The following is a 13,545-nucleotide window of genomic DNA, read 5'->3' as shown; positions in this document are numbered from 1 at the left end:
GGAATCCTCATAAAATCTGCCAAACGCCACCCGTTCTACAGATCATTCGTCGCCCGGCATAGACCGCTTATTCAATTCGCTTCCGGATCTGGCGCACCCCGAACCAAACGGCAAGGATGACAGGCACGGTCACAATTGCCGTCAGCATCCCTTTGCTAATCCCGGCCTGCGTCAGTGGGTAGAGCAAGTAGCTGACCAGAGACACCGCATAGTAGCTGATCGCCACCACAGATAATCCCTCGACTGTATGCTGCAATCTAAGGGCCAGATCAGCACGCCGGTCCATGCTTTCCAGCAGAGCCTGGTTTTGAGCGCTGCGTTCGACATCGACACGGGTACGCAACAGGTCGCCGGCGCGAATAGCCCTGTCGGACAAGGCCTGCAAACGTCGCTCGGTTGATTTCACCGTCCGCATCGCGGGGTCATAACGACGCATCATGAAATCGGCAAAACTCTGACGTCCATTGAATCTTTGTTCACGCAACACTTCGATGCGCTGATTAACAATCGCCTCATAGGCACCCGTGGCGCCGAACCGAAAAGAACACCGTGCCGAAAGTGTCTCAAGCTCGATCGAAGTAGACAGAAGATCCGGCAACAATTCGTCCGGGTGGGCTGTTTCATCGGACATCTGCCCCATCAGGCGGGTCAATTGACCATCCAGTTCGCCGATGCGCGGCATCAGTTGCTTGACCCGTGCAAATCCCAGCATCGACATTGCCTTGTAGGTCTCAATCTCGCACAGCCGCTGAACGATCCGCCCGGTCCGACGCCGCCCGGTGCCTTTCTTGACAAACATCGCAAGCCGCATATGCCCCGCCGGATCAATTCGGAAATCACAAGCGCAGATCGCAGCATCATCCAGCACCCGCGCCACTGCTAGGCTTTCCGGCTCGAACCACTGAGCCAGCGAAGCCTTTGCCGCCTCATCTCCCTCGTACTCTACCACGCGAATTAAGGCCGATGTCACGCGCTGCCCCGGGCTCGCCATCAACCAATCTGGCGGAAACACCTCAAAGTCTGCCGGATTGAACGCACGTTCACTGACGTTCGGAGTGATCGCGGTAAAGGTCACAAACTCGGTATGTTGCTCCCATTTCAGCCAATGACGCCCGATCTGACCCGCGTAGTGAGTGGCTTCTGGCTGAGGGTGCTGCGCGCCGTGGCGATCCAGCAGATTGATCAGGTGGGCCATATCCTCGCCACGATCGCGCGTAACCGCTTCTTTGGGCTTCTTGATCGCCAGAAACACAACCGTGCTGGGTAAGGGTGCAACCGGAAATGGGCGTGCATGCAGTTCATTGGCCAGCGTATAGCGAAGCGGATGATTGTCTATGGGCGTCATGTAAGGCTCCGGTGTATCACCGGCACTATAAGGCAGACCGACACAACATCAATTGTTTATTTATTTCAATTACTTACAAGGATACAACGGTATACAATCCCGCTATCTTATTGATTCGGCTCCCATAGCTCGATGGGATTGCCTTCAGGATCGTGGATGCGGGCGAATTTCCCGACCTCGCTGTCCCACTTCGGGTTCGTCTCGACGGTGATTCCGGCGTTCTGTAGTTGGTCGATCAACGCGCTCAGGTCATCAACACGAAAATTGATCATCCATTGCTGCTCGGAGCGGCCGAAATACTCGGTGTCCTGCGCAAAGGGTGCGAACACCGTATATCCTTCCCGCTGCTTCCAGGGCACAGGATCGTAGTGATTGACCCCCAAATGCTTCTCATACCAAGCACTCAACGCCTGCGGATCACGGGCCCGAAAGAATATCCCGCCAATTCCATTTACCTTCTGCATGGTCTGCCTCCTACTATCCCGAGCACTCGCCAAGTTTAACACAGCCCGCTTGCTTCAAATGGCTAAAAATCCTTGAGGGGGTTGGAGGCGAGCCCCCATCTCATCACAAAAGAAAAGGGCACCCTCAGGCGCCCTTTGCAATCAGATTGTCCCTTCTGATCAATCGATCATGGGCAACAGCTTGTCGAGCGAAGCCTTGGCGTCGCCATAGAACATGCGGGTGTTCTCCTTGAAGAACAGCGGGTTCTCGATGCCCGAATAGCCGGTGCCCTGACCACGCTTGGACACAAACACCTGCTTGGCTTTCCAGCATTCCAACACCGGCATCCCGGCGATGGGGCTGTTCGGGTCTTCCTGCGCCGCAGGGTTCACGATATCGTTCGAGCCAATCACGATGGCCACATCCGTATCCGGGAAGTCGTCGTTGATCTCGTCCATCTCCAGAACAATGTCATACGGCACCTTCGCCTCGGCCAGCAGCACGTTCATGTGGCCCGGCAGACGACCGGCAACGGGGTGGATCGCAAAGCGCACGTTCTTGCCCTTGGCGCGCAGCTTGCGAACCAGCTCGGACACCGATTGCTGCGCCTGCGCCACGGCCATGCCATAGCCGGGGATGATGACGATACTATCTGCATCATTCAGCGCCGCCGCGACACCATCTGCCTCGATGGCGATCTGTTCACCCTCAACAGCCATCTGTTCGCCCTGCGGGCCACCAAAGCCGCCCAGAATTACGCTGACAAAGTGACGGTTCATCGCCTTACACATGATGTAGGACAGGATTGCACCAGACGAGCCCACCAATGCACCAACCACGATCAGCAGGTCGTTGCCTAGCGAGAAGCCGATGGCCGCAGCCGCCCAACCCGAATAGCTGTTCAGCATCGATACAACCACCGGCATGTCGGCCCCGCCGATGCCCATGATCAGGTGATAGCCGATGAACAGCGCTGCCAGCGTCATCAGGAACAGCGGGAAGAAACCGCCCGAATTGGTGTACCAGATCAGGCAGATGAACGACAAAGCAGCCGCACCCGCGTTCAGAGCATGACCGCCCGGAAGCTTGGTCGCCGCCGAGGTCACCTTGCCCGCCAACTTGCCATAAGCCACGACCGATCCAGTAAAGGTGATCGCACCGATGAAGATACCGAGGAACAGCTCAACATGCAGGATCGCCAGTTCGGCCGCGGTCTTCTTCGCGATCAGCTTGGCGAACGCCCCGAGATCGGACAGGTCTGCCTGAGACGCACTGTCAGCAATCGCCATGACTTGCGCCACATTGCCGATCTCGAAATGGGCATTGAATCCCACGAACACAGCCGCGAGACCCACCAGCGAATGCATCGCGGCCACAAGCTGCGGCATCTCGGTCATCTGCACGCGTTGCGCCACGTACTGACCGATCAGACCGCCGCCCGCGATCAGCAGCAACGACAGCAGCCACAGGCCTGAACCCGGACCAACCAGCGTGGCAAAAACCGCCAGCGCCATACCAACAATGCCATACCAGACCGCCCGCTTGGCGCTTTCCTGGTTCGACAATCCACCCAGAGACAGGATGAAAAGGACAGCCGCAACGACATAGGCGGCAGTAGTGAAGCCAAATTCCATGTGCCCGGCCTCCTTAAGATTTCTGGAACATGGCGAGCATGCGCCGGGTTACGAGGAAGCCGCCGAAGATGTTGATTCCGGCCATGAAGACCGACAGCGCCGCCAGCAGAATGACCAGGAACGACCCCGATCCGATCTGCATCAAGGCTCCAACGATAATGATCGAAGAGATCGCGTTGGTGATCGCCATCAGTGGTGTGTGCAGGCTGTGGCTCACATTCCAGATCACCTGGAAGCCCACAAAGATCGCCAGCACAAAGACGATGAAATGCTGCATGAAGCTGGCCGGAGCGATCAACCCCACCAGCAACATCAACGCACCGCCGACGCCCAGCAACGTGAACTGTTGCTTGGTCTGCGCTTTGAAGGCCGCGATTTCCTGCGCCCTTTTCTCTTCCGGTGTCAGTTCCTTGACCTCGGCCTTAGGCTGTGCCGCAATCGCCTGCACCTTGGGCGGAGGTGGCGGGAAGGTGATCTCGCCCTCATGGGTCACGGTCGCGCCACGGATCACGTCATCTTCCATGTCGTGATTGACCTTGCCGTCCTTCTCGGGTGTCAGGTCAGCCATCATGTGACGGATATTGGTCGCGTACAGAGACGATGACTGCGCCGCCATCCGGCTGGGGAAGTCGGTATAGCCGATAATGGTCACGCCATTGTCGGTCACGATCTTCTCATCCGGCACCGTCAGTTTACAGTTACCGCCCTTTTCCGCTGCAAGGTCAACGATGACCGAACCCGGCTTCATGCTCTCGACCATATCTTTGGTCCAAAGCTCAGGTGCCTCACGGTTGGGGATCAGCGCCGTGGTAATGACGATGTCCATCTCGGGTGCCAGTTCCCGGAACTTGGCAAGCTGGGCGTTGCGGAATTCTTCCGACTGGACCGATGCGTAGCCGCCAGTCGATGCACCGTCCTGCTGTTCTTCTTCAAAATCCAGATAGACGAACTCAGCCCCCATGGATTCGACCTGCTCGGCCACTTCGGGGCGCACGTCGAACGCATAGGTGATCGCACCCAGCGAGGTTGAGGTCCCAATCGCGGCCAGACCAGCCACACCAGCACCAACGATCAGCACCTTGGCAGGCGGCACCTTACCGGCCGCCGTCACCTGACCGGTGAAGAAACGGCCAAAGTTGTTGCCTGCCTCGATCACAGCACGGTACCCGGCGATATTGGCCATCGAAGACAGCGCGTCCATCTTCTGCGCGCGCGAGATACGCGGGACCATCTCCATCGCGATCACGGTCGCGCCCTTGGATTTGGCGGCCTCCATCCCATCTTCATTCCCAGCCGGGTTAAAGAAGGAAATCAGGGTCTTATCCTTGGTCAGACGCTTCAGTTCGGTGGCATCGGGCTGACGCACCTTGGCAATAATATCCGCCGCCTTCCAAAGCGAGGCGGCGGTCTTCATGACCTCAACGCCTGCGGCTTCATAAGCGGCGTCCGAAAACCCCGCAGCAGCGCCTGCGCCCTTTTCGATCAGGCACTCATAGCCCAGTTTCTGCAACTGCACAGCCGAGTCCGGAGTCATCGCGACCCGGTTCTCGCCCTTGTACGTTTCCTTTGGCGTCCCAATTTTCACCAGTCGGTTCCCCCTAATTTTTGATTCAGGCCAGGTGGGTGTTCAGCATAGAATGACAAGCAGACATGTATCCTGCGCAAGATTATTTCGCAAGCGCAGCAATTATGACGCTGTGTCATGATGACCACACCCTTATATCCATCGTCTGGTCTTGCGTTCATACCGGGCGAAATCGGCGCGGAATGTGCGGCGCAGACGGTCTTCCTCGGGTATGATAAAGCGGCGTTCCAGCACCCAGACAAAAACCGGGATCAGCACCAGCGACAACACCGCGTCAAAACGCAGGATCAGCCCGGTCAGGATTAGCACATCGCCCACATAGATAGGATTGCGGCTGCGCTTATAAATCCCGGTCTGCACCATGGTCGAGGGTGTTTCGTGCGGAAAGACCGTGGTTTTGTGCCGGCGGAACTCAATCACCGCCATCACGGCCAGAATGATACCGCCACCGATCAGTATGCCGCTGAGCAGATCTGTCACCGCTCCATCCAGAGACAACCCCAGCGGCAACACGCGCGCCTGGACCCAGGCGAGCAAGGCAAAGCCCACAAGCCAAACAGGTGGTATGTCGATCAGGCGCATGGCTGTCCCTTCACGCGGCGACACATGGTGGCAGATGTCGCTTCTGATCGCTCTCCTATCGTTTTCTGACCGCATTGGCAAAAGCGCAGGGTGTCGCATCGACCCAGGGCGCTGGACAACCCGCACCAATAGACAGACACAACGGGATCAGATAGCCAGTTACAACCTGACTGTTTCAGAAAGACAAAGCCTCGCCATGACCGATTTCGCCAAAACCAAATCCATGTTTCACCTGCCCGAGGGCATTCTTTATCTCGACGGTAACTCTCTGGGCCCGTTGCCGAAATCAGCCGGTGACCGTGTAGGAAGCATGATGAAGGACGAATGGGGTCAGTTGCTGATCACCGGCTGGAACAAAGCCGGGTGGATGGGTATGCCGACCGGCCTGGGGGATCGGATCGGACGGCTGATCGGGGCAGAGCCCGGCAGCGTCGTGGTGGGCGATACTCTGTCGATCAAGGTTTATCAGGCGGTCGCCTCAGCGCTGGAACTGAACCCGACCCGCAAGCTGGTCCTGTCGGACAACGGCAACTTCCCGTCGGATCTTTACATGGCAGATGGGCTGTTGCGATCACTGGGGACGGATTATGAACTGCGCGTGGTCGATCCCGAAAACGTCGCTGCACATATCACCGAAGAGGTCGCCGTTCTGATGCTGACCGAGGTCGATTATCGTTCCGGCCGTATGCATGACATGAAGGCTTTGACCGAACTGGCCCACGCGAACGGTGTCGTGACCGTCTGGGACCTTGCCCATTCTGCGGGGGCAATCCCGGTCGATCTGTCCGGTTGCAACGCGGATTTCGCTGTTGGCTGCACTTATAAGTACCTCAATGGCGGTCCCGGTGCGCCAGCGTTCGTCTATGTCGCTCCGCGTCTGTCGGATCGCGTGCGCCCGGCGCTTTCGGGCTGGTTGGGGCATGAAGCCCCCTTTGCCTTCGATCTCGACTATCGCCCCGGCGCGGGAATCGAGAGGATGCGGGTCGGAACCCCTCCGGTCATTCAGATGGCAGCGCTGTCGGCAGCGATGGATATCTGGGACATGGCTGAAATGGCCGATGTGCGCGCCAAGTCAATCGAATTGACCGAATTGTTCATTACCCGGGTTGAGGCTACCTGCCCGGGATTGACACTCGCAAGCCCCCGCGATCCAGCCCAGCGCGGAAGTCAAGTATCGTTTCATTTTGATGAAGGATACGCTGCCATGCAGGCTTTGATCGCGCGTGGCGTGATCGGCGATTTCCGAGCGCCCGATATCATGCGGTTTGGCTTCACACCGCTATATGTCGATGAAGGGGATGTAGAACAGGCCGCCCAAATTCTGGCCGATATCATAACAAACAAGCTGTGGGACAAACCGGAATACAAAATCCGTCAGCGCGTCACCTGACTTCAAGCGCTGCGCCCAAAAGCGTGGCCAATTGCGAGATACCCTGCTCAAACTCTTCAGCGCTGGAGGCTGTCATCTTGACGCCCTTCAGCGATGTGGTGATTGTCTTTGCGGCCTCATCCGGGCCGACAGGCAAATGCGCGCGACCTGCCGCATCCTCGCGCCGTAACCATTCGGCGTAAAGTCGCGTCAATTTGGCCTCGCCCTCCTGAACGATATCCGTCGACATGGATTTGGTCGCGTCCAGCATTTCAAGCCCATGAGGTGAGGCCAAAATTTCAGCCATCCCGTTTGATTGCGCCTCGATCGCCTGAGCGAGGATCTGAGGCAAAGGACCTTCGCTGGCCAAGGCTTCAGCGACTAGGGTAACTTTCTCGCCATAATAAAACTGCGTCAGTTCGCGAACGATGGCCTCTTTATTCTTGAAATGCAGATAGACCGCAGGCCGGGACATCCCTGCCCCTTTGGCAATGTCATCCATCGAAGTTTTCTTAAACCCATAGGTCGCAAAGGCCTGAAATGCCGATTTCAGAATGGCCGCTGTCTTGGAATCTTCACTTACACTCGTCATGCGAGAACCTCTGACACTTCTTGTTCATTTTGTCAATTGACAAGCTGACACTTTTCATTAATTATGTCAGAAACTAGCCAAAGCTAAGAGAGGTGCGCCATGGCGACGGCCCTTAAGATCAACGGAAAGACCCATCAGGTTGATCTGCCTGATGATGTGCCCTTGTTATGGGTTCTGCGTGATGAGGTTGGACTAACCGGTACCAAGTTCGGCTGTGGTGTGGCTGCCTGCGGTGCCTGCACCGTTCATATTGATGGTGAGGCCGTGCGGTCCTGCCAGGTAGCGCTCTCGGATGTTTGGGGTGATGTCACCACGATCGAGGGGCTTGGCACGCCTGACGCCATGGCAACGATCCAGAAGGCCTGGGTTGACCACCAAGTGGCGCAATGTGGTTACTGCCAGTCGGGCCAGATCATGCAGGCCGCATCGCTACTGGCTGAAAACCCGGCCCCAACGGACGAAGACATCGACGATGCGATGCAAGGCAACCTTTGCCGCTGTGGCACCTATCCTCGCATCCGCGCGGCCATCCACGATGCCGCTGCCAAGTTGAAGGAGGCTTGAGCCATGGGACGTATCGGTAAAATCGTTCGCCGCACATTCCTGATCGGATCTGCCGCCATCGTAGGTGGAGTGGCCTTCGGTGCCTACTACGTCACGCGTCCAGCTGCGAACCCGCTGAAACCGCGTGACGGGGAAACCGCGCTTAGCCCCTTTGTTCTGATCGACCAGCAGGGCGTGACCCTGTTCGCCCCCCGCGCTGAAATGGGTCAGGGCGTTATGACCACCTGGGCAGCACTGATCGCCGAGGAGCTGGATGTTGAGCTGGACGAAATCCGTGTGCTGCACGGACCTGCTGCTGCCGCCTATTACAACCATGCTCTTATGGGGGAAAGCCTGCCAGGCAAGGGCTATGACATCTCGGATTTCCAGCACAATCTGGGTGAGGCACTGGGTGTTCTGGGCAAAACGTTAAGCCTGCAGGTTACCGGCGGCTCAACCTCGATGAAAGACGGGTTCGAACGGATGCGGATGGCCGGCGCTACTGCGCGAGAAACCTTGAAGCAGGCTGCCGCGGACCAACTGGGGGTCGATCGCGATCAACTCATGACCGAAAATGGTGCTGTGGTTGCCCCGGATGGCACGCGCATTCCCTATAGCGAACTGGCCGAGGCCGCAGGCCAGATCGAACCGCCCGAGGTTTCCCTGCGTGATCCGTCCGAATGGCGTTTGATCGGCAAATCCCTGCCCCGCGTCGACATTCCGGGCAAATCCACCGGCACCGCCACCTTTGGCATCGACGTGCGCCCCGAGGGCCTGAAATTCGCCTCGGTCCGCATGAACCCCAAGCTGGGCGGGGCAATGAACGGCTTTGACGCCAGTGCTGCAGAAACCATGCCCGGCGTTGAAAAGATCGTCGATCTGGGCACGGGCGTCGCGGTGATTGCCAACAACACTTGGCTTGCCATGCAGGCGGTCGAGGCGATTGACGTGGATTGGGGCGATGCCCCCTATCCGCCCGATACTGATGCGGTATTCGCGCAAATTGCCAAGGCGTTTGATGACGCCCCGAACTCGACCATGCGCGATGAAGGCGATGTCGAAACGCTTCCTGAAGGTGCCACCGAGATTACGGCAGAATATACCGTGCCCTATCTGGCCCACGCCACAATGGAACCGATGAACGCCACGGCGCTCTATGCCAGTAACAAGCTGGACCTGTGGTGCGGCAATCAGGCCCCGACCCTGATCCAGATCCGCGCAGCCAACACCGCCGGTCTAGATACCGAAGCGGTTGAGATTCACACCACCTATCTGGGCGGCGGTTTCGGCCGCCGGGGCGAGTTGGATTTCGGCGAGATCGCCACAAAGGTCGCCATGGCCATTCCAGGCACCCCTGTGCAAACGACGTGGAGCCGCGAAGAGGATATGCGTCACGATTTCTACCGCCCCGGCGCGATGGCGCGCATGCGAGGGGCAGTGAAGGATGGCAAGGCCGTTCTGATCGACGGCAAGGTCGCCTCGCAATCGCCGACCCATCAGGCGGTTGAACGTGTTACGGGTTTCTCAGGCGGTGGCCCCGACAAGGTTCTGGTTGAGGGATTTTTTAACCAGCCCTACGCGGTGCCCAACTACCGCATGAGCGGTCATGTCGCCGATCTGGCCGTGCCGGTGGGCTTCTGGCGCTCGGTCGGCAACAGCCATAATGCCTTCTTCCACGAAACCTTCCTTGATGAAATGGCCCATGCCGCCGGGCGCGACCCGCTTGAGTTCCGGCTGGAGCTGGCAAGGTCCGAGTTCGCCCCGGCTGCGGGGTGCCTGGAGGCCGTGAAAGAGATGTCAGGCTGGACCGGCAAAACCCCCGATGGTGTCGGACGTGGCGTGGCAATGGCCTACAGCTTTGGCACTCCGGTCGCACAGGTGATCGAAGTGGTTGACGATGACGGCACCATCCTCATCAACAAGGCCTGGATCGCCTGCGATGTCGGCTTGGCTTTGGATCCGGCAACGGTCGAGGCGCAGATGATCGGCGGCATGATCTACGGATTGTCTGCCGCCGCTCAAGAAGAAATCACCTTTGCCGATGGCGAGGTCGAACAGTATAATTTCCCGGATTATGATGCGTTACGGATGCAAAGCACACCGATCACGGAAGTCCGGATACTCGAGACCAACAAACATCTGGGCGGTGTCGGTGAACCGGGAACACCGCCGTCGATGCCCGCTTTGGGCAACGCGCTGTTCGACCTGACCGGCCAACGCGCGCGCAGCTTGCCGCTGAACAAGCAGTTCGACTTGCTCGTATGATCAATTTGCGCCGACCCGGCTCTGGGTCGGCGCTCGCTCTTCCTGATGGCCTTAGAAGTTGACAGAGAGAAAGATTGCAGCTTCCGTCGCTTCAAAATCACTTTCGAACATGTCGAGATATCCGATTGAAGCCTCCAGAAACACCGTCTTGCTTGTGCGTCCTCTCACACCCAAACGGGTTGACCAAACAACATCATTGTCAGTGTTTGCAACTGTTCCACCCCCTAAGTTCTCGCGTTCAAACCAATAGGTCGCGCTGAGCGATGCATAAGGTGAGATGACGGAGCTGCCATTGAAGAACGGACGACTTACTTCGACCTCGGGCGTTAGGGCACTGTATTTTGCTTCTTGGATTTCACCAATAAACTCGGCTGGATTTCCCAGATACGTCCCGGTGAGATCGTAATCCTCGGCACTGTAATTATAGTAATCAAATGAGATCGACGGACGAATTAAGTAAGCTCCAGCCTCATATTGTCCGATTGCCTCGAGATTCGCGCGCCAACGGGTGCGATCAAAATCACCGCTCAGCTCCAGCACATCCACATCCGTGGAGAAGCGACCGATCGTGGCGAGACCGTTTAGAACCCACCTCTCAGACATCCGCCAGGCGAAATAGGGTCCGATCGCGAATCCCGAAGTATCCTGAGAAAACTGCCCCTGAAAGCCGTCCAGCTGAGTGTTTTCGTATTCAAGCTGCAAACCAAGCACGAGGTTTTCTTGGACAAGACGGTCGATCCCAATTTCGAAAAAGCTGTCGTTCACATCCAGTTCGCTGTTTCCACGGGTGTCTTCAATGTCTGTGTAGGTGAAATTGGTCCATACATTCCAAACAGATTCTGGCCCAAACTCGCGCCCCTCCGTCAGCGGAGGGCCGACAACCGGATCGCACAAGGCAGGGTCAAGCTTACCCGTCGCATCCGCCACGCAGGCTTGGTCATCGCCCGAAGGTCGCCCACTTACGTAGAGCGGATTAACGGGTCGACCTGTCTCGCCTATGTTGCCAATTCCACCGCCCGAGCCTCCGGAACCGCCACCAGAGCCACCACCGGATCCGCCACCAGAGCCACCACCGGATCCGCCCGAGCCGCCGCCACCGCCGAAGCCACCCCCGGAACCGCCGCCTCCAAAGCCGCCCCCGCCTCCGAATCCGCCACCTGATCCACCCGAGCCGCCGCCCCCAGAGCCACCGCCAGAGCCACCGCCGGATCCACCCGAGCCGCCTCCGTTTCCTCCCCCGCCGCCACCATTGCCACCACCCCAACCCGGCAGCGTCCAATCTCTTTTTTGGTTTTGCGTATCGATCAGACAGTCGCGCCCATTTGGTGCCCCTCCGCGTTTGAACAGACGATGAACGCCCCCTGATCCATTAGATACGAAGGGAGACAAGCTTAGATGAACTCCAGGCCGAGATCGGCTCCAGGTATCAACGGTCGTGTTGCCCTGTGCAGCTTCCAGACGAAAAGCACCGCTTTCCGTCTGCGATAACCACAATGAGGATGAAGAGTCAGGTGTTCGCCCGATGTAAAGCAAGTCTCCGGCCGAGCTGCATTGTTGCGCATGCCCAGCAGTTCCCAGGACCGCCAAAAAAAGTGCCGCAGGAACGAATTCTCTTAAACCGTGAGGGTACTTTCCTGAAAAGCTGTGCATGAACTGCTCCGAACCCAGTCAGATTTGAATATTGCCAAAGGTATCTCGGCGCAAATTCGCGGTTCAGGGAAGATATCCAATTATCTTTTTATTCGAATGTTGCCGGCAAACCTTAGAACGATCCATCGACAGATTAGCGTGACTAAGCAGACTGCCGGATCGCCCCGACCGTTTTCGCGTTTTTCCAATCGTATACGGCGCGACCAAATTCCTTGAACAATGGCCGCGAGACCGGGTCATTCGCCGCGTCCCATTCAGGGTGCCATTGGACTGAAAGGGTAAAGCCGGGGGCATCCTCGACATAGATCGCCTCGGGCGTGCCATCAGGCGCGTGGCCATCGATCACCACATTCTCGCCCAGCGTCTTGATCCCTTGTCCGTGTAACGTATTGGTCATCACTTCGGCCGCGCCCAGCAGGCGGTGGAACACACCACCTTCGGTTAGCGACACGACATGGCGCAGAGCAAACTTCTCCTCCAAAGTGCCGTCGGGTGGCATCCGGTGGTTCTGACGCCCCGGGAGGTCACGAATCTCAGGGTAGAGCGTACCACCCAAGGCGACGTTTACTTCTTGAAACCCGCGACAAATCCCAAAGAACGGCTGACCCCGCTCGGCACAGGCCCGGATCAGAGGCAGCGTGATTGCATCCCGCGCGCGGTCAAACTCACCATGCGCCTCGGTTGCGGGCTCGCCGTATTCTTCGGGGTGAACGTTCGGACGGCCGCCGGTCAGCAGGAAGCCGTCGCAAACCTCGAGCAACTCATCAACCGCTACATAACGCGGGTCGGCGGGGATCAGTAGCGGCAGACAGTCAGACACGTTCGAGACCGCCTCGGAATTCATCGTTCCGCCCGCATGGGTCGGATACTGATCATTCATCAGATAAGAGTTGCCGATTATTCCAACGACGGGGCGCGCCATTCCAAGTCCCTTGTATCGCTCATTTCCTGCAAAACCTATCGGCAGGTTTGGCCGCGCGCAACGGCACAGACCCTGCATGGTAGCGCAAGCGCGTGTTCAGCGACGCACATCCCCGATGAAGTTCGGCGAAGGGGTCAGATCTCGCCCGTCAACCCAGCGGCTTCGATACCTGCCAACGCGGCCGCTGCGTCATTATCCGAAGTGTCGCCGGTTACACCCACGGCACCGATCACCGCGCCCTTGCGGTCACGCAGCAGCACACCGCCAGGAACCGGAACAACCTGACCGCCATAAACCCCGTTCACGGCCGCCATGAAATAGGCCTGCCCTTCGGCCCGCTGCATCTGCGCGGTCCCCGCCATACCCAGCATCACTGATCCATAGGCCTTGCCATGTGCGATTGCAAAACGCCCCGGCGCGGCACCGTCTTCGCGTTCGAACGAGATCACGTGGCCTCCGGCGTCCAGGACAACAACCGAGAGCGGTTTCAGCTCCATCTCGCGCCCTTTTTCCAGAGCTTTCCGAATGATGGTCCGCGCTTTGCGCAATGAAATGTTCATGCCCGATCCTTTTCATCTGGCCAAAAATACCTTCGGGGGAGCACGAGGGGGCAG

General features: G+C 58.0%; 12 protein-coding genes. 3 read left to right on the top strand and 9 right to left on the bottom strand.

Annotation, left to right across the window (positions count from 1 at the left end; all coding sequences use genetic code 11):
- Positions 1-67 precede the first annotated feature (67 nt).
- The 5 genes from ACR0CZ_RS17330 to ACR0CZ_RS17310 all read right to left on the bottom strand — a co-directional run bounded on the left by ACR0CZ_RS17330 (position 68) and on the right by ACR0CZ_RS17310 (position 5,590).
- Positions 68-1,345 carry a DUF3422 domain-containing protein gene (locus ACR0CZ_RS17330; RefSeq protein ID WP_170397113.1) on the bottom strand — a complete coding sequence of 426 codons (1,278 nt, stop codon included), beginning with the start codon at positions 1,343-1,345 and terminating at the stop codon, positions 68-70.
- Between the two features lie 107 nt (positions 1,346-1,452).
- Positions 1,453-1,809, bottom strand: coding sequence for a VOC family protein (locus ACR0CZ_RS17325; protein WP_170397115.1), 357 nt, complete (start codon positions 1,807-1,809; stop codon positions 1,453-1,455).
- A 159-nt stretch (positions 1,810-1,968) separates the two neighbouring features.
- Positions 1,969-3,423, bottom strand: coding sequence for an NAD(P)(+) transhydrogenase (Re/Si-specific) subunit beta (locus tag ACR0CZ_RS17320; protein ID WP_170397117.1), 1,455 nt, complete (start codon positions 3,421-3,423; stop codon positions 1,969-1,971).
- Between the two features lie 13 nt (positions 3,424-3,436).
- The gene (locus tag ACR0CZ_RS17315) at positions 3,437-5,008 is read right to left on the bottom strand and encodes a Re/Si-specific NAD(P)(+) transhydrogenase subunit alpha (RefSeq protein ID WP_170397119.1); all 1,572 of its coding nucleotides are present in this window, start codon (positions 5,006-5,008) and stop codon (positions 3,437-3,439) included.
- Between the two features lie 132 nt (positions 5,009-5,140).
- Positions 5,141-5,590 carry a methyltransferase family protein gene (locus ACR0CZ_RS17310; protein ID WP_170397122.1) on the bottom strand — a complete coding sequence of 150 codons (450 nt, stop codon included), beginning with the start codon at positions 5,588-5,590 and terminating at the stop codon, positions 5,141-5,143.
- A gap of 196 nt (positions 5,591-5,786) precedes the next feature.
- Here ACR0CZ_RS17310 and kynU point away from each other — a divergent pair, with 196 nt between their 5' ends.
- Positions 5,787-6,980 carry a kynureninase gene (gene kynU / locus ACR0CZ_RS17305; RefSeq protein ID WP_170466005.1) on the top strand — a complete coding sequence of 398 codons (1,194 nt, stop codon included), beginning with the start codon at positions 5,787-5,789 and terminating at the stop codon, positions 6,978-6,980.
- Here the strand turns inward: kynU and ACR0CZ_RS17300 are convergent.
- Positions 6,973-7,551: a TetR/AcrR family transcriptional regulator gene (locus ACR0CZ_RS17300; RefSeq protein ID WP_170397125.1), complete on the bottom strand. Its 579-nt coding sequence runs from the start codon at positions 7,549-7,551 to the stop codon at positions 6,973-6,975. The two genes, kynU and ACR0CZ_RS17300, sit on opposite strands and share 8 nt — an antisense overlap.
- Positions 7,552-7,650: 99 nt before the next feature.
- Here ACR0CZ_RS17300 and ACR0CZ_RS17295 point away from each other — a divergent pair, with 99 nt between their 5' ends.
- Both ACR0CZ_RS17295 and ACR0CZ_RS17290 read left to right on the top strand, forming a co-directional pair.
- Entirely contained in the window at positions 7,651-8,115 is a 465-nt protein-coding gene (locus ACR0CZ_RS17295) for a (2Fe-2S)-binding protein (protein ID WP_170397127.1), read from the top strand.
- Between the two features lie 3 nt (positions 8,116-8,118).
- Positions 8,119-10,359: a molybdopterin cofactor-binding domain-containing protein gene (locus tag ACR0CZ_RS17290; protein ID WP_170466009.1), complete on the top strand. Its 2,241-nt coding sequence runs from the start codon at positions 8,119-8,121 to the stop codon at positions 10,357-10,359.
- 51 nt (positions 10,360-10,410) lie between these two features.
- Here the strand turns inward: ACR0CZ_RS17290 and ACR0CZ_RS17285 are convergent, their stop codons facing one another.
- The 3 genes from ACR0CZ_RS17285 to ACR0CZ_RS17275 all read right to left on the bottom strand — a co-directional run bounded on the left by ACR0CZ_RS17285 (position 10,411) and on the right by ACR0CZ_RS17275 (position 13,491).
- Positions 10,411-11,748 (bottom strand): autotransporter outer membrane beta-barrel domain-containing protein, encoded by a 1,338-nt coding sequence (locus ACR0CZ_RS17285; protein ID WP_170397132.1) that lies wholly within the window; start codon positions 11,746-11,748, stop codon positions 10,411-10,413.
- 403 nt (positions 11,749-12,151) lie between these two features.
- Positions 12,152-12,931 carry a gamma-glutamyl-gamma-aminobutyrate hydrolase family protein gene (locus ACR0CZ_RS17280; RefSeq protein ID WP_170397133.1) on the bottom strand — a complete coding sequence of 260 codons (780 nt, stop codon included), beginning with the start codon at positions 12,929-12,931 and terminating at the stop codon, positions 12,152-12,154.
- A gap of 134 nt (positions 12,932-13,065) precedes the next feature.
- On the bottom strand, positions 13,066-13,491 hold the full coding sequence (locus ACR0CZ_RS17275) for a heme-binding protein (protein WP_170397135.1): 426 nt from the start codon (positions 13,489-13,491) through the stop codon (positions 13,066-13,068).
- Between the last annotated feature and the right edge of the window lie 54 nt (positions 13,492-13,545).

Source organism: Ruegeria sp. H9 (assembly GCF_056532915.1).
Note: the sequence above shows the minus strand (reverse complement) of the source record. Positions and strands in the feature narration are given on the sequence as shown.

What these genes read in the sequence shown, in the direction of transcription:
- ACR0CZ_RS17330 (WP_170397113.1), bottom strand. Translation starts at nt 1,345, where the DNA reads ATGACGCCCATAGACAATCATCCGCTTCGCTATACGCTGGCCAATGAA.
- ACR0CZ_RS17325 (WP_170397115.1), bottom strand. Translation starts at nt 1,809, where the DNA reads ATGCAGAAGGTAAATGGAATTGGCGGGATATTCTTTCGGGCCCGTGAT.
- ACR0CZ_RS17320 (WP_170397117.1), bottom strand. Translation starts at nt 3,423, where the DNA reads ATGGAATTTGGCTTCACTACTGCCGCCTATGTCGTTGCGGCTGTCCTT.
- ACR0CZ_RS17310 (WP_170397122.1), bottom strand. Translation starts at nt 5,590, where the DNA reads ATGCGCCTGATCGACATACCACCTGTTTGGCTTGTGGGCTTTGCCTTG.
- kynU (WP_170466005.1), top strand. Translation starts at nt 5,787, where the DNA reads ATGACCGATTTCGCCAAAACCAAATCCATGTTTCACCTGCCCGAGGGC.
- ACR0CZ_RS17300 (WP_170397125.1), bottom strand. Translation starts at nt 7,551, where the DNA reads ATGACGAGTGTAAGTGAAGATTCCAAGACAGCGGCCATTCTGAAATCG.
- ACR0CZ_RS17295 (WP_170397127.1), top strand. Translation starts at nt 7,651, where the DNA reads ATGGCGACGGCCCTTAAGATCAACGGAAAGACCCATCAGGTTGATCTG.
- ACR0CZ_RS17290 (WP_170466009.1), top strand. Translation starts at nt 8,119, where the DNA reads ATGGGACGTATCGGTAAAATCGTTCGCCGCACATTCCTGATCGGATCT.
- ACR0CZ_RS17280 (WP_170397133.1), bottom strand. Translation starts at nt 12,931, where the DNA reads ATGGCGCGCCCCGTCGTTGGAATAATCGGCAACTCTTATCTGATGAAT.
- ACR0CZ_RS17275 (WP_170397135.1), bottom strand. Translation starts at nt 13,491, where the DNA reads ATGAACATTTCATTGCGCAAAGCGCGGACCATCATTCGGAAAGCTCTG.